Below are 16,959 nucleotides of genomic sequence, written 5' to 3' on the forward strand. Positions count from 1 at the left end.
TCTGGCTGGACTGAAAATTTGCTTGTTTTTACATAAGGACACACCGATTTTTGACAGTGTGTCAGACGGCCAACACTAAGCCATACCAGCAGTTTAAGCATTTATTATTGAGCAGTTTTCTTTGTTGTAGATACCTTCGTTGATTAAGTGACATTATTTTTTGTAGGGCGTGCCATGCGCGCCTTGAAAGCTAAGGCGCGCATGGCACGCCCAACGTACTTAATTAATTCAGGACTCTATATTGAAAATGAATCAGATGATTATCGTTGCGGTGACGTTACAATAGTCAGTAACAGGTTACCGGTTTTTTAACGGTAACAGATAATTTTTAGTCAATGGCTACGGCTCAATAACAAGGAATACTGAATGAACAATCACTATGAATTACATCCACTTTGTACCTATTTTCCGCGTATGGGGGCGACTGATTTTGATGCGCTAAAAGAGGATATTCAGAGTAACGGCCAAACACATCCTATTTACACGCTTGACGGTATGATTCTTGATGGCGGTAACCGTTATCGTGCTTTGTGTGAGCTGGGTATGGAGCCTGTCGTCATTGAATATACCGGTACTAACCCTACCCAGTTTATCCTGTCATCAAATTTACATCGTAGACATTTAACGCAAGGGCAGTCGGCCGCTATCGTTTCAGCATCTCAAAATTGGGCAAATGCACAGGCCGAAGGTAATTTGCAATTACGCACGGTTACACCGACGGATACTGCGGCATCCAGGGCTAAACAATCCGGGGTAGGCCAGCGCACCCAACAAATGGCCGACAAACTGATTAAGGAAGCGCCCGAAGAACTGATAATGGAAGTTATCGATGGTAAAAAAAGTCTGCTTACCGCACTTAAAGAAATAGCACCAGAAAAGCCGGAAGTGGAAAAACCTCAACCGGCTCCCGTGATCGAAGCGGAGCCTGAAGACATCAGCGAAGAACAAAATGCTCTTGTCAATGAACAGCAAAGTATTATTGCAGCGTTGCAAGCCGAGAACGCGGTCATGCTGAAAGTATTTGAGGCCGATGACCGGGTTAGTACTTCGCTTGAAGAAGTCAGTAAATTAACTGAAGTGAACAGAGTTTTAAATAGTCGTTTTAATGACTTGCTGGTAGAAAAAACCGAGGCAATCAAGGTAGCCAACTACTGGGAAAACAAGTTTTTACAACTTGAGACAGAGCTGAACAACCGCAGTGACGCAATGAGCTAAGTTTATTTGGGCGGCTACCAATTTGAGAAGCGACAGATACCATCCCTCGAAGGGATGTTATCTGTAAAATCGTCCCACTTTAAATTAATAGCCTTTATTTACAAGTCGCTAAAATAGCCTGATTGAAAATATCGGCATGACTTTCCAGTAAGGTGAAGTTTTCTTTCGCTCGGGTAATCGCGGTGTAGACCAGTTCACGGGTCAGTACCGGGCTTTTGGTTTCCGGCAGAACCAGTGCAACATGGTTGAACTCCGAGCCTTGGGATTTATGTACCGTGATGGCAAAGGCCGTTTCCACATCCGGTAGCCGCATGGGTGATATCCAAAGAATGTTTACGGCATCGTGTGCATCTTCGCCGGGAAAAGCTACCCGCAGTTTTCCGGTACTATCTTTAAGGGTGATGCCGACATCGCCATTCATCAAGCCCAGGTTGTAGTCGTTGCGGGTGATCATAACGGGGCGACCTTCATACCAGAGCGTTGGCTTTTGGCCGGGAAATAACCATTGCTCTATACGCTGATTTAAACCTTCAACGCCCCAAGGGCCTAGCCGCAAAGCGCAGAGAACCTGAAAAGTATCATAGGCTTCCAGAACCTGTTTTGCCCAGTACGGGTATTGCATTTTATCGGTCGGGCGTTTTTGCCGGATAACGTCAAGATAATAACCATAGCCTTGGCGATTTTTAGGTTGGCTATCGTCCTGTAGTCCGGTATTGGCTGTCAGCAAGTTTTTTAAATGGATGTCAGCCGGATGGCTCAACAGTAGGTGACCAAGATCCTGATAGCTTGTGGTATCTTTTAAAATAGCCTGAGCCAGTTTGGAATCACCTTTGTTGACGGCTTTGGCTAATTGACCGATACCGCTGTGCTCACCAAAACGATGGCTATGGCGAAGCATGACAGTTTGCTGGTTAATAGCCGAGCCAACCAGGGCGTTTGCACTGAGTGCTTCGTCACTATACGGCCTGATCCAGGCATGGGTTGGTTCGTCATAAGCGCTGTTGTCAGCGCCGCGACATAAATCCCCCATCACCGAACCCGCCTCGACAGAAGCCAATTGATCCTTGTCACCCAGCAGTATTAAACTGGTGTTCTCCGGCAAGGCATCGAGCAATGATGCCATCATTTCCAAATCAATCATCGACGCTTCATCAATGATGACGATGTCAGCTACCAAAGGATTATTGCGATGATGGACGTAGTGCCGTGAGTCGTGCCGAGTACCCAGCAAGCGATGCAGGGTGCTCGCTTTTTTAGGAATAACCTGTTTAATGTCTTCAGGAACTTGCAGTTTTTCTAACGCTTTGCTGATCGATTCACTGACCCGCGCTGCGGCTTTACCGGTAGGTGCTGCCAGTAAAATATTGAGCTTGCGGGTATTGCCGGATTCATCGTTAGCCAGTTTAATCAGTAAAGCCAGTAGCTTGGTCAGTGTCGTGGTTTTGCCGGTGCCGGGGCCGCCGGTAATGATGGCAAAGCGTGCGCGCAACGCCAATACGCAGGCAATTTTCTGCCAATCAGGACTTTCGGGACTTTTGGCCGCAAATAATAACTGTAATTGTGCTTGTAAAGCGGTGGGCAGTTTGGTTCTGATCGGTTGCAGTCGTTGTTGGATGGCTTGATCGAGTATTTGCTGATACTGCCAATAACGCCGTAAATAGCAGCGATTGCCCTCCAGAACCAGTGGCGTATTACCATGACCCAAGCCAACCAGCGATGATGCGCTCAGAGTCGTTTGCCATTGTTCGAGTGTATAAGTTTTAAGTGCCGATAATTCGGCAAGTGCTTGCGCATCGCCTAAAGTGTCTGCTGTTGATTCATCAATCTCGATCTGGTTGTCATCATCGCCAGAAATAGCCAGCGTTAATTCGGGCTGTTGACAGAGTTTTTCCAGATCCAGATAAACTTCACCCCGGCCCAACTGATGACTGGCAAGTGCTCCAGCCCAAAGTACCGGATCACTGGCATCAGGCTCCTGATCGATGAGAAAGCGTACAAAAGCCCTGTCCAAATGCGTTAACCAACCCAGACTGATCCAGTTATCGATACTGTCAAGAACAGATAATCCCTTGGTCATACTGTTTCTCCGTGCTTACTAGAACCCAAAAACAGCTTATCCATACATTCAATCAATACCTTTGGGGGTTTATGGAAAATCCTGCCACTTAACGTGCCATTTACGCCGCGTAAAAACAGATAAAGACCGCCGCCGATATGGGTATCGTAATCATAACTATCGCCCATCCTGACTTTTAATAACCGGTGCAGGGCCAACAGATACAGGGCATATTGTAAGTCATAGCGTTTGGCCAACATTGCCGTTTCCATTATTTCCTGTGTGTATGCGGCATCGTTATTGCCCAGACCATTAAATTTGTAATCGGCAATGTAGTATTGCCGGTTATGGACAAACACCAAGTCAATAAAGCCCTTTAATAAACCGTTTAGCTGTGCCGGTAATAAACGTGGCCGAGGTTTGCCCGAAAAGGTATGCCGGGTGACCAAGTGATCCAAGGCTTGAATACTGACATCCTCTGCACCAATCAGAAACTCAAGTTCAGCTTGGTAAACATCAACTTCAAGATCAGCCAAACCAAAATTCAACCCTTCCAGTAACGGCATGGTTAACCATTGCATGACTGTCGTGGCAATAATATCGCGTTTATCATCCCAGGTTTTGTGGCTAAAAATCTTGTCGATCAGTAGTCGGCAGTCATCCGGTTTTTCCAGCATCGCCTTAAAGCCACGCTGCGCGCACTGTTCCAGTAATTCATGAACCAACACGCCGGGACCTGCACCTCGGGGCAGGCTATGGATGCCGGACAGGGTTTTTGTTAATGAGCCAACATAAACATCCGCTTCATCACTTTGTTTATCTTCCTGAGCCGTTTCAGGGACGTCAGACAGCTTACGATCAAGCTGTTGGCCCGTGTTTTTGTGCTCGGTTTGCAAGGCGCTGTAACTGGCTATCCACCAGTTATCAGCAATAGTGGTAATTGATTGCAGCGGTAAATCCATTATTTCATGTTGCTCTGAAGGCTGATAAACAGCCGGAGCAGGCTCGGGTAAACCGGCAATCACGATAGCCTTACAAGCTCCTTTGAGCTGAGTTAGTTTAGTAATTAACATGTTGGCGGGCATTTTTGGCTCCCAACCCAGCAAGTAACCTATCGCCGTTTTTTCCAACTGACAGGCTTTACCAGAGCCGCTTTTAATGGGAGCAAAACCTAACCAACAGGCATGTTTTGCCCGGGTAATGGCAACATAAAACAGCCGTAAATCTTCCTGAAGCCTTTCCCTGTCACTGATGTTTTTAATAGCATCATCTTTGCTCAAATCAATGCATAAATTTTGCCGGTCATCATGGTAGCGATAATAGTGGCTGTAACGACCGCTGACTTCCCTGAAACTACAGATAAAAGGCAAGAATACTAACGGATATTCAAGGCCTTTGGATTTATGGATGGTGATGATCTTGATCAGATTGGCATCGCTTTCCAGGCGAATGATATTTTCTTCAGCGGCCTGATCGGCGGCAGCAATTTCTTCAGCCAGATGCCTTATTAATGCTTGCTCGCCTTCGAGTTGGGCGCTTGCTTGTTGAAGCAATTCTGCCAAATGCAGCAGATTGGTTAAACAACGTTCACCGTCATTTTCTGTCAGCAGTCGCGCATGCAAGCCATAATCATTCATTAGTTGCCGTAAGGTCGGCAAGATGCCATCTTGTTGCCAACGTTGTTGGTAACCAAGAAAGCGCTCCAATTGTTGTTCCCAGCCTGGTTCATCGATAGTGAGTTGATGAAGTGCCTGATACGACCAGCCTAAAACAGCAGTGCTTAACGCTGCACGTACCTTGCGCTCATTACGGGGCTCGGCCAGTGCTTTTAGCCAAAGCAACAGGTCAGAGGCTTCACTGGTCGCATAGATGGAATCACGTTCAGAAAGATAAACGCTACGTAGTCGCCGTCTTCCCAGCGCATTACGGATGGCTTTGGCTTCTGTGCCGCTACGCACTAAAATGGCAATGTCCGAGGGTTGTAAGGCTTGAATGATACCCGGCTTGGATTGAAATCCGGTTTTACCCTGATTGGCACAATTCAGTAAACGCACGATCTCGCTGGCAGCCACTTCGGCCATTTGCTCGCGATAGTCCGGCATGCCAACGGCATCCGGTGAGTCCCAATGCCAGAGCGTTAACGCTGGCGCTATTTCTCCATTGATCACCCATTCCTCGGCGCGACCTTTGGCATCGACGTTTATAAACGGTAACGGATTGGCTTTCTCACTTTTAAATTGAAATGCCCCTTCAGTTTGTTGATCTGCGGCAAAAAATACCTGATTAACAGCATCTACCAACGCTTTAGTAGATCGAAAGTTGGTTCCCAAGGTATAGTGTCGCCCCGCTGTGACCTGATGGGCTTTAAGATAAGTATAAATATCGGCCCCTCTAAACGAATAGATGGCTTGTTTGGGATCGCCAATCATAAAACAGCCCAAGCCGTTATCCACGTTTGCCGGATACAGATTGGCAAAAATCCGGTATTGCACGGGGTCGGTATCCTGAAATTCATCAATTAACGCAATCGGGTATTGCTGGCGAATCACGCTTGCCAGTCGCTCTCCACTCTCACTTTGCAGGGCTTTATCCAATCGTGTTAGCATGTCATCAAAGGTCATGTGAGCGGCACGTTGTTTTTCGGTATCGTAACGGTTTCTGATCCAGTGAATCGCATGTAAAGTCAGCGTTTCCGTTACTTCTGTTTCTTTCTCAACATGACCGGCCAGAGCATCAATGGCTTGAAATGCCTTGTGCTGTAATTGTTCGGTTTTGTCTTGATGGGCTTTGACCAGCCCTGACGATAATTTTTGTTGACCGAATTTAACCAGGGTATCGATATCCTCATTAATACCACGTTGCGCCCAAGCAGATAACTCGGCCAGTTTTTTGTTGAAAGTCGCCGGGGCGTATTTAACGCCATTTAACCAGCGGTTCTCGGAGGCATTTTTTAGCAGTTTTTCTAGCTCAATTTTATGGGTGGCCCATAAATAACGTGCCTGTTTTTCCAGTTCACGTCGTTTTTTTTCCCAAGTCTCCCAGCTTTTAAAGACCGTTGTTATGTCAGTGACAAGGCAATCAAGCCCCAAGGCTTCGGTTTCAGACAATAAAGGTTTCAGTAATTTGGTTAATGCTTCTGGTGAATCTGCCAGTTTTAGCGGTACTTGACACGATATTTCAGATAAGGGGTAGAAAAAAGTTCGCCAATAATCGCGTACGACTTGATTTAGCAGTTCCGTATCATCGGTATTGACCTCTTGACGAAACAGACTGCCACTATCAAAAGCATGTTGCTGCAACATACGATTACACCAGCCATGAATTGTGTACACAGCCGATTCGTCCATCCAGTTGGCGGCCAGTTCCAGTTGACGGGCACAAGTCGGCCAATCGTCAGAGGTATAACTGTTACGTAGCGGTTCCAGAAAGTCATCACACTCACTAAACTGGCCACGAAAATAACTGGCGGCTTGGGTAAGACGGTCACGAATACGCTCGCGCAATTCTTTCGTTGCCGCATCAGTAAAAGTCACCACTAAAATATCAGGCGGCAATAAGTTACGGCTTGGCAAAGCCGGATCTTGATTTTGACCATGACCAAGGATTAGTCGCACATACAGTGCCGCGATGGTGTAGGTCTTGCCGGTACCGGCGCTGGCTTCTATCAGGCGGGTACCGGATAATGGAAAATCAAGTGGATCTAATGAGTTTACGACGGTCATGATTGCGCATCCTGTGCAGTTTGTTGCTTGATTTGAGTAAACGCAGCGTCATAAAGCGTTTGGCTCCAGGCCTTAAAATCACCTTGTGCAGCCGTCTGGTTTAAATGGGCAAAAGTCGGGAAAAAACGCGCGAGATAGGCATCGTAGGCCACTTCACCCTTGGTCCAGTCATCACCCTGATAGGTAGACTTTGCCGTATCCATGGCGTTATCTGGTGATGCACCCAACCAGGCAAATGCCGTTTTACAGGCAACCGGTAACGGCGCTTGCATACCCAGATGCCACGCTGTAATCAGCGTGTTAAGTTGTGCAAAAGCTGCTGTTTGTTCAAGCAGCGCAATTTCAATCACGCTATCGGAACCCATCACCAGTGTCTGTAAATTCATACCGGCTGCACAGCCGGCAAGATGTTGCACCCAGTATGTTAAAAGGTTGGGATATTTTATTTTTCCCGTTTTGCCCAGTAAGGCTTGCGGCGTCAAATAAATCAATCCCTGAGTCAGGTCATCGCTATTTTGCCGCAAATTAATTAACTCACCGGTTAGCTGAATAGTGACACTATCAGCCAAGATAAACTGTAAATCAATAATGCGTGCCTCAATTGCCTTGGGCCATAAAGTCAGGAGTGTCTGGTAGCCCAGCCAAACCTTATTAACGGGATCTGCAATATCAGCATACGCCGCGTGAGCGAAACCTCCGAGCGGGAGTTTACCTTGCCTGGCCATGGTTGTGCGTTGCTGCTCTAAAAAAGTATCCGGGTTATCTGGTGTTTCACTTTGCAAGGCATCCAGTAAATTTTGGCGTAGCATATAACTTTCCAGCTTGTTAAAGCCAAAAGGTTCGTTGTCTTCGCTGGTAATGGTCTCTTGATCGAAGCCAAACTTGAGGGTGTTATTACAGAAGGTTTTTACCGGTGCTTTCAAAAAACGTCCCAAAGATTGCAGACCCAGTGACAACGTTTTTTCATAAACAGCCGCCGGGGTTGAACTGGCTAAACTGACGGACGCTGATGGTTCAAACCATTCCCGGGCATAAGTGAACAAGCGCGGATCACGATTTTTGGCCACATACTGTTTACTAAAAGGTTGTAGCGGGTGCTCAACGGTTAAGGCTTTAAGTAACTCCGGTTGGTTATTTGCCAATTGCCAGCCCAGGGCCAGTGTATCGCGTAGCTGACTGATGAGTACCGATGGCGGGCGCTTACTATTGTCGCGAATGTTACGGCCTATCCAGCTGATATAAAGTTGTTGTCGCGCCGAAAGCAGGGCTTCCAAAAACAAATAATGATCATCTTGTCTGCGTGACCGGTCACCGGGACGATACTGCCCGCGTTGACTCATCAGATCAAAGCTTTGTGCGGGTTGACTGCGTGGATAATCGCCGTCATTCATACCCAGTAAGCAGATCAGTCGAAAAGGGATGGCCCGCATCGGCATCAGTGTACAGAAATTGATCCGGTCACTTAAAAAACGCTGCTGGAGATTAGGTTCATCTACTGTAGCCAGCCATGCTTCACGAACAACGTTTAAGGGTAAAGTATCGTCATCGGTTAAGCCGGCTTGTTCGCAGATTTCTCCCCATCTTGTTAATGAGTGGCTAAGTATCTCCAGCGTTTTTCGTTCTTCCTCGCTGCTGGTGACATCAAAAAAATCTTCCAAAAGCGCTGATAATGTTTCTTGCCAGACCTTATAGTTTTGATCTTTCCGCAGTAAGTTGGCCTGTTTTTCAAGAGTTTCCAACAGATATGACAGGCCACCGACCCATTGAGCATCGAGTCCGCCAATTTCGTCGTAAGGCTCAATGGCATTAAATGCGGTACCAGCCCCCACGGCATAACCGAGCAACATTCTGCGTAAACCAAATTGCCAGGTATTGGCTTCCAGATCTTTAGGCATCGCTACATTTTGCGCGCGTTGTGCTGCATGTAAACCCCAACGGATACCGGCTTCTTCAACCCATTGATGCAATTTGGGAATAGCGGCTTCAGCAATGGCAAAACGCAGTCTTAAAGCCGGTACTTCAAGCAAGCCCAGAAATTCGCTAACGGCAAAACGGGAATCAGGTAAGTTAAGTAGGGCTTCAGCGGCAACCAGCAAGGGATTTTGACCTCGCTGTTGCTGATCGGCCAGGCTGTAAGGAATGTAGCGGGAATCACCGGACTTGATATTGCCAAATACCGCACGGATATGTGGTGCGTATTTATTGATATCCGGCACCATGACAATGATATCGCGTGGCTTCAAGTTTTCAGCCGAATTAAAGCGGGCTAATAGCTGATCGTGAAGAATTTCGACTTCACGTTGCGGACTATGAGCAATATGAAACATGAGGGAGTTATCAACTTCAGGCAGTTCAACAGGTTTTGCAGGTAGCGGTTCCAGATCGAGGATTGATTGTTGTAATTGTTGTAACAGACTGCCTTGTCCGAGTTCGCAGTAATCCTTGAACAGATCAATTTTGCTCTCCGGCCAATGCCAGTTTGCATAAGCTTGGGTATCGTCAAACTGGTCCAGCAAGCGAATATAATCACGTCCTTGTTTGCCCCAGGCGGCGAGTAACGGTTGCGAGTGGAGATGCAATTCTTCTGTGGGCAATACGCCAGTCATCCCGGGTTTATAAGCTTGGCGGCGGCGTTCAGCTTTTAACAGCTCTTTGTCTTCAATAATGTCTGCCCAGTAATGCTGGCAAGGGTTATGAACAAACAAGACTATCTGACAAAACTTGCCCAGTTTGGCTAATACTTCAAGCGACTGCTGGGGTAGCGATGACAAACCAAAGACTATTATTCGCCGTGGCATGTCGACAGGACGCTGTTTCTGTGTATCAATTTGAGTCATAAATTGCGTATGAACGGCTGCACGACTGGCATAGGGCGTATATTGAATACCTAAATCCGCCAATACTGCCCGCCATAATGCGGCCTGCCAGCGTTGTTGTTCGGGCATAACCTGGCTTTCTCCAAGGCCATTGTGCAAGTTATAACTACCTGTTGCCCAATCGGCAATCCAGTCCGAACGATAAACCTGATATTGGTCAAAAAGATCAGCCAGCTGTTCAGCGAGTTGATAGCGTTTGCGGCTATTGTTATCGACCGCCAAAAATGTCGCTAAAATTTCAAACTCAGGCCGGGTAATCAGTGTCGGCAACAAACGGTACAAGCGCCAGGTCAAGGGCGCTTTTGCCAGCAGTTGTTCTTTGGGAATTTGTGAGCCCAATACCGAACGATAAACAGCCCAGATAAACGCTGATGGTAATTGCACTTTAATCGCTGCGGCAATACCTAACGCACTATTTTTCGCCAGGCTTTGTTGTAACCATTGTCCCATGCCATTACTTTGCACCAGAAATATTTCATTTTCCAACGGTGCCAAAGGATGTTCCCGTAGCCAGTATTCGACTACATCTCCCAACGCTTCCAGTTTGTTGGAGTGAATGACGGCAATACCGCTGTCCAGCAGGGTCTTGTAGCTTGTTTCTGTCATGAGAATATTTTTTTGCTTTGAAATTATTTTGGTGAAGTAAGGATTTGATATTGTAGTAATCCCGGTAAAAGCAGTGCCTGCTGCAGGGCTAAGGAATGGAAAATGACCATTCTTTAGCTATCAAACCACGCGGCAACCTGCTCCGGGACACCAGAAAAATACCAGTGGATATAAGAAGCTCTGGTGTTTTTATAACGTACTCCGTTATCGCCTTGCTCCAGGGAAAATGCAGGTTCCAGTCCATGGTCATTTTCACGTTTGGAATAATGATATTCATGGCCGCGAACACCTGATTTTTCCTGCCTATAGCCAAGAGCCGCCAAGCGTGGATGCATGTGTGATTCATAGGGGAATATATTCGCCATTGGCCACGATTTACCCGTACTATCGATGATGGACTTACCCAACAACATGGCCCCACCACATTCTGCCAAAACAGGTTTACCACTTTCAACAAAAGCCTTTAATGATTGCCACGTTGACGATTCTGATAGTTGCTGCGTGTGTAATTCCGGGTAACCTCCCGGTAGCCAAATAGCATTTATCTCAGGTGTGATTTCTTCACTGGCGAGTGGCGAGAAAAATTTCACTTTGGCACCATTGGCGGTCAACCAATCCAGATTTGCAGGATAAATAAAGCAACAAGCAGCGTCCTTGGCAACGCCAATGGTTTTACCGGCAAGCAGGAGTGTGGGAGTTGATATTGCCGGCCCTGGTATTTTATGTTCAGAGAAAGCCTTCATAAAAATAGCCGGGTCTACATGAAAGAAGGGTAAGTAATCGGTGATATCTTCCCGCTCCGGCATTTTTAAACCCAAGTGACGTTCGTCTATGCTGTGATTACTGCGTTCCATCCAGGCAATTAAGGGCGGTAAGTCATATTCTGATAAAGCGTTTTGTAACAATTCGGCATGATAAGCGCTGCCGACTTTGTTGGCGATAATGCCGGAAATGCTCCCGCCTTTTTGAGCGGCCAAGGTTACAAAGCCGCTGACTAATGCCGCAATGCTTCCGCTCATGCCACTGGCATCGACAACCAGAATAACAGGGCAAGCCAAGGCACAAGCTAAGTCGATACTGGAACCTTCCTCGCCAACGCCTGCCGCACCATCAAATAAGCCCATAACACCTTCAATTAAGGCAATTTCAGTGTTCGCTGTTTTTGTGACAAGTTGCAGTCGACAAGCATCAGCCCCCATCATGCGCGTGTCCAAATTATAAGAGGGCTTGCCGGTAATGGCTTGGTGCCAAAGTGGATCAATAAAATCCGGCCCACTTTTAAAGGCAGTGATGTGTTGCTTTGCATCCTGAAAATATTGTAACAAAGTCAGCATTATCGTGGTTTTACCACAACCTGAATGAGTCCCTGCCAATAACGCTACCTGCATAATTTACCCTTGTTGATCTTAAAAATCGAAAATTCTTCCTGTGCAGTAATATCGCATACTTTAGCGTGGTATTGGCGGTTAGATTTTTAGACGGGCTATTGAAGCGTAAAAATCCAATATACTGATAAATTATTACAGTGGTCAGTAACTTTGATGTTTTAGTACTATTGGTCGGTAAACGACATTCGATATTAAAAAATATTGCTTTGGAATTTGCGATAGGACGAAATTTTGATTGACGGTAGTTGATATTTAACTAATGAAGCACACTTATGAGTCGAGGGTAAAGTGAGATGCAACGATAGTGAGTAACGCTATGAACAGAATGAATTTGGATTTCAGTTATGGGATGCGAAAAAAGCACATATAGACTTTCAGAAATTAAACTTCCAATTCATATCGCTGTAAGCTCATACAGATAACATCCCTTGAAGGGATGGTATCTGTCAACATGGAAATTATGTATCTGAAATCTGTATAACTTGTATTATAAAAGTGACTATCGTAACCCCATCACATCGACTTAATCAAAGCAGATATTTTAGGATTACGATAGCTCTTAAAAGTCGATAATTTATGCTTTTCGACGTCTTCCAACAAAACCTAATGCCGCCAATGCTGAACTAAACAGCCATACAGCAGCAGGTACCGGCACTGCTGATCCAGCGAATGACGTTTTACCCGGGCTGGCAATGTCACCACTTAATGATAGGTAGGCACCATCTAAGTTACCTACAGTAGACAAAGCCCATAGTGAGGCATTATTGGCTCCCAAAGCAGCAAGACTTCCAGGGATGCCGCTTACGTATTGAGTACGTGGACCTTTCACAGTGCCGCTTCCTTGGTCATTATAGGTAAGACGATCAATCAAGGTATTGGTATTATCATAAAGATTAATTTCGTCGGAGCGTCCCAGGTTTTGGCTATTGCCCCCGATAACTTTTATGCTGGTTGATAAATTCCATTCTGCGCGAAATGCAGTTGCAGTTAATTCGGTCAATATTACTGATTCACCTGCGCCAATAAGACCAAAGTCCGATAATGGTTTTGAGTTGGGTGTTCTACTGCTGTCATCAAAGCTCCAACCGGCAAAATTAACAGCGGTTGATCCCAGATTAGTAAATTCGATAAATTCTCCAGCGTTGGAGTTGTACATCCATTCGGTGATTTTAACATTAGTAACGGATGCTTCAGCGGTATTGATTAGGCCGCTCAGCATAGCGCCGGCAGCCAAAAGTTTAACTATGGTTTTATGGTTCATTTTAATTTCTCAAGTAGGGTTAAAAACTACCACGATATCGTGGTGGTGATTTATTTAAGCACGGACGCGTTTTCTTAACGAAGCCATTAAGCCAAGCAAGCCTGTACCAAACAACCAGGCAGCTGCGGGAACAGGGACAGCAGAAATTTGTTGTGCCTGAAAGTTAAGGGCCGTATCGGCAACAGCAAATACATAAAATTGGTTGGCACCCGCGACGTCAGGAACAAAATCATTGTCGTTGGCAACATATAAGATGTGGAACAAGGTACCGTTATCGAGAATATCCTGACCAAAAGCCATCGCTTCAATCTTGGATGGGATATTGGCTTTGCTGATGCCGTTGGCATTAAGTGTAGCGGCTACGTCAAGAAATAAGGTTTTTGGAATTGCTGCAGCGCCTAATGCCGAAGAGCCAGTCATACCGCTAACTTCAGTTGCACCTGTGATGTCAATTTTATACAACTGCTTGACGACTGCGTTACTGCCATCTCCCAAGCCTTTGCCATCCCGCTCATCGATCAAAAACTCATGGTTGTTGATAGCGATAATTTCACTGGCACCTGAACCGGTTGTTAGTTTATAGGCGTATTCGTGAGTAGCTCCGCTTGCGATGTCAATAGTCACAATACGAATACTTTTGCCGCCGTCTTGTCCCAACGCAGCTTGCATGATACCTACCAGCATGGTGCCATCCGGAGTAATGGCCAAACCTTCCATACCCTTGTTGGTAACACGACCGTTTGCAGTGTTGTTAGCTATCTCGGTAGCGCCAACCGGATTCAGATTTGCAACGGCCAAATTGGCAGGCAGCGCAAAAGATTTAATGCGCTCACCGGTTGCACGGTCAAACTGGTTGACATAAGGGCCGTATTCATCGGAAATAAACACGCTCTTGCCGTCATTCGAAACACGCACACCTTCGGGATCGAAGCGGCCATTACTGGGGTTTGCTGAACTAGAATCAGGTGCGGCCAGTGCATTGGCAGAACCATAGTTATCAGAACGACCGGTAAAATAATTGGTGTTGTTGGTTGTATTCAGTATTGGTGCGCCGGAACCTAAGGGAGCGCCATTTATTTGGTTACCCAAGCCTGCACCAGTGCCATAATTTAGCGTTGTGGCGCTAGACAACAAAGTGGTTGCTGTTAATGTTGGCGTAAGGTTATAAGCCAAACCAGTACCTGATGTATTGGCAGTTAAATCCAGAGTTATGGTATGGAAACGTGCAATATAAGAAGATGTGTCGTCTACTTGGCTGTTGTACGCCGTTGCATTAGGTCCGCGATCTGGCGTCGCAATAAAAGTATTTCCGCCTGCGTAAGCAAGACCTGAACCGATACCGCCCAGGAAATTACCTGCAACACCGTTTTCAAGCAAGCCCGTTAAGCCTGATAAATCGGTATTAAGACCGGCAGAACTGCCGCTCAAGCTGCCAATAGCGATTAATTGGCCTGATGTGATTGCTGCATGCGCTGAAGTAGCGGCACAAAGTGAGGCTATGATAGCCGAAAGTAACAGTTTTTTATGCATTGTAAGTCCTAAAAGTTTTGTTAGTGTGGGATACGCAATTAGGTGGTAACCCGGCTATCTCGTCTTTTAGACCCGCAGCTTTCTGTCCCCGCTTCACAACGGGTTTAGTTTTGACACAAACTTTATTTTGACAGACAGTTATGTCATTTTAATGACATGGATTACAAATTTACGGTCTCAATCGAGAGGGCGTAGATGCTTGGTAAAAAGACAAAAATTAACGCTGCTTACGACTAAACACGATAAATTATCCGGGCTTAGTAAAGTATTAAGTTTTAAAAAATGCCAAGCTTTTGTGTCAAAAAGATTACAGTTTTGTTTAGATTTTGTCTTGTTGTAATACAAGTGTATGACAACTATATCTTATTGAATAAAAGGCTTTATTTAATAATATAGTCTGTATGTGTTTTTAATGCTGCTGTCATTTTTCTTCGGTATAAATCATTCTCCGGTTAATAGTTACCGGGTCAACTCAATAATTTTATTAACCAGGAAAAAACCATGTTTAAAATGAAAAAATCTGTTGCAGCTGTTGCTGCAATATTGGCAGGTATGCCTTTGATGGCATCTGCTGCTACAGGCCCCAGCACGACTACAGCACCTTATCTGCTTCCATTGGCTACTGCTCCAGGTTGGGCAGTAACTTCCATCCTGACTACCGGAAACGTAGTGGGCGGTTATACCATGGGCGGTCTTCCTGATGGTCTGGGTGCTTTTGATAATAATGATGGTACTTTTACCGTATTGATGAATCATGAGTGGAATAATACTGTCGGTTCTGCGCACACGCATAATCCTGATGCGACTAAAGGCGGTGCTTATGTGTCTAAATGGGTCATTGATAAATCTACTTTAGCCGTACAAAGCGGTGGGGATTTGATCACTAAAGTTTATGGTTGGGATAACGGACTTCAACAATCACAGGCAGTTTCTAATCTGACTACTACGTTTAGTCGTTTCTGCTCTGCCGACCTGCCTGCTGCGAGCGCTTTGTTTAATGTAGCAACAGGTATGGGTACTCAAGCAAAATTGTTCATGACTGGTGAGGAAGGCGGCAGCACGGGTTGGGCACAAGCAACAGTGGTTACCGGTTTAGACGCTGGCAGCAGTTACACATTGGGTAAATTTAATTTGGCAACCAACGGTTCTGGCGGAACGGCTGTTGGCGGTTGGGAAAATATTTTAATTAATCCTTTCTCACAGGATAAAACTATTGCTATCGGTACCAACGATGGCGGTACTGGTGTCATGAATAATACGGTTGGTGTGTATGTAGGTACGAAAACCAATACCGGTTCTGAAGTTGATAAAGCCGGTTTGAATAACGGTAATCTGAAGTTTGTTAATGTTACCGGTAATGCTCTTGAAATCGCTAATGGCACTACACGTGCCACCAATATCGTTGATGGTACGGCGTTTACTTTAAGCGATACGGCTACCACATTTTCTCGCCCTGAAGATGGTACCTGGAGTGCTGATGGTAGCAAGTTCTGGTTTGTGACCACTGATCAACTCGACAAAACTGAAATTACAGGTCAAACCCAAGTGGGTCGTTCACGTTTATGGGAATTGGATTTTGCAGATATTACCAATCCAGAATTGGGCGGCACTATTAAAAAGTTGCTGGATGGTACTGAAGGCCAAATCATGATGGATAATATGACCGTGTCTGCTGATGGCAAGTCATTGATATTGCAAGAAGATACCGGTAATGCTCCTCATAATGCCAAAGTATGGTCTTATGATCTGGCTACAGATTCATTAACCGCCATCTTAAAGCATGATGCTGCATTGTTTGGTGATGTGGTTGGAGGTAATGTGGTTGTTGGTTCTGTTACTGCTGATGAAGAATCTTCAGGTGTTATTGACGTATCAGCTATTTTGGGTTATGACGCATTTATGATGGTTACTCAAAATCACAAGTCCTCCAGCAATCCGTTGTTGGTTGAAGGTGGCCAGTTACAACTGGTTACTGCACCAGCGGCAGTTCCGGTTCCAGCAGCAGCTTGGTTGTTCGGTTCTGCAATTATGGGTTTTTTAGGTTTTACTCGTCGTAATAAAAAAGGCTAAATGGCCTCGGTTTTAAGCCCGGCAACTGGGTGCATTAACAAAAGCGGCGACAAGGCAATCTTGTCGCCGCTTTTTCTATTTTTAGCCTAAGGAATCTTTACTTAATTATTAGACATCTTTCCTAAATACAGTCATAGCGTAAGTTAACAAGAGCAGCCACTAAATTCCATGTCAGGGAGTAATGCTTGTGCTTACCCCGATAAACATCTTTGGTAATTCTGAAGATTTTGCATCG

8 protein-coding genes and 1 riboswitch are annotated in these 16,959 nt (G+C 45.7%); of the genes, 2 read left to right on the forward strand and 6 right to left on the reverse strand.

Annotated elements, in window-relative coordinates; all coding sequences use genetic code 11:
• Positions 1-366 precede the first annotated feature (366 nt).
• Positions 367-1,215 carry a ParB N-terminal domain-containing protein gene (locus tag N7974_RS15300; RefSeq protein WP_262966457.1) on the forward strand — a complete coding sequence of 283 codons (849 nt, stop codon included), beginning with the start codon at positions 367-369 and terminating at the stop codon, positions 1,213-1,215.
• Between the two features lie 94 nt (positions 1,216-1,309).
• Here N7974_RS15300 and recD read toward each other — a convergent pair whose 3' ends face one another.
• The 6 genes from recD to N7974_RS15330 all read right to left on the reverse strand — a co-directional run bounded on the left by recD (position 1,310) and on the right by N7974_RS15330 (position 14,654).
• On the reverse strand, positions 1,310-3,292 hold the full coding sequence (gene recD, locus N7974_RS15305; RefSeq protein ID WP_262966458.1) for an exodeoxyribonuclease V subunit alpha: 1,983 nt from the start codon (positions 3,290-3,292) through the stop codon (positions 1,310-1,312).
• Complete coding sequence (gene recB, locus N7974_RS15310; RefSeq protein WP_262966459.1) at positions 3,289-6,993, reverse strand: exodeoxyribonuclease V subunit beta; 3,705 nt, start codon at positions 6,991-6,993, stop codon at positions 3,289-3,291. Before recB ends, recD begins: the two co-directional genes overlap by 4 nt.
• Entirely contained in the window at positions 6,990-10,475 is a 3,486-nt protein-coding gene (recC, locus tag N7974_RS15315; RefSeq protein WP_262966460.1) for an exodeoxyribonuclease V subunit gamma, read from the reverse strand. The genes recB and recC overlap by 4 nt, the downstream gene beginning before the upstream one ends.
• Before the next feature lie 113 nt (positions 10,476-10,588).
• On the reverse strand, positions 10,589-11,863 hold the full coding sequence (locus N7974_RS15320) for a cobyrinate a,c-diamide synthase (protein WP_262966461.1): 1,275 nt from the start codon (positions 11,861-11,863) through the stop codon (positions 10,589-10,591).
• 574 nt (positions 11,864-12,437) lie between these two features.
• Positions 12,438-13,124 (reverse strand): lamin tail domain-containing protein, encoded by a 687-nt coding sequence (locus N7974_RS15325; protein WP_262966462.1) that lies wholly within the window; start codon positions 13,122-13,124, stop codon positions 12,438-12,440.
• Positions 13,125-13,178: 54 nt separating this feature from the next.
• Complete coding sequence (locus tag N7974_RS15330) at positions 13,179-14,654, reverse strand: esterase-like activity of phytase family protein (protein WP_262966463.1); 1,476 nt, start codon at positions 14,652-14,654, stop codon at positions 13,179-13,181.
• Between the two features lie 41 nt (positions 14,655-14,695).
• Positions 14,696-14,773: riboswitch (cyclic di-GMP riboswitch) on the reverse strand.
• Positions 14,774-15,155: 382 nt separating this feature from the next.
• Between N7974_RS15330 and N7974_RS15335 the strand changes: the two genes are divergently transcribed.
• Complete coding sequence (locus tag N7974_RS15335) at positions 15,156-16,724, forward strand: autotransporter outer membrane beta-barrel domain-containing protein (RefSeq protein ID WP_262966464.1); 1,569 nt, start codon at positions 15,156-15,158, stop codon at positions 16,722-16,724.
• Positions 16,725-16,959: the final 235 nt, after the last annotated feature.

The sequence above is a fragment of the Methylobacter psychrophilus genome (assembly GCF_025583945.1).
GTDB lineage: Bacteria > Pseudomonadota > Gammaproteobacteria > Methylococcales > Methylomonadaceae > Methylobacter_C > Methylobacter_C psychrophilus.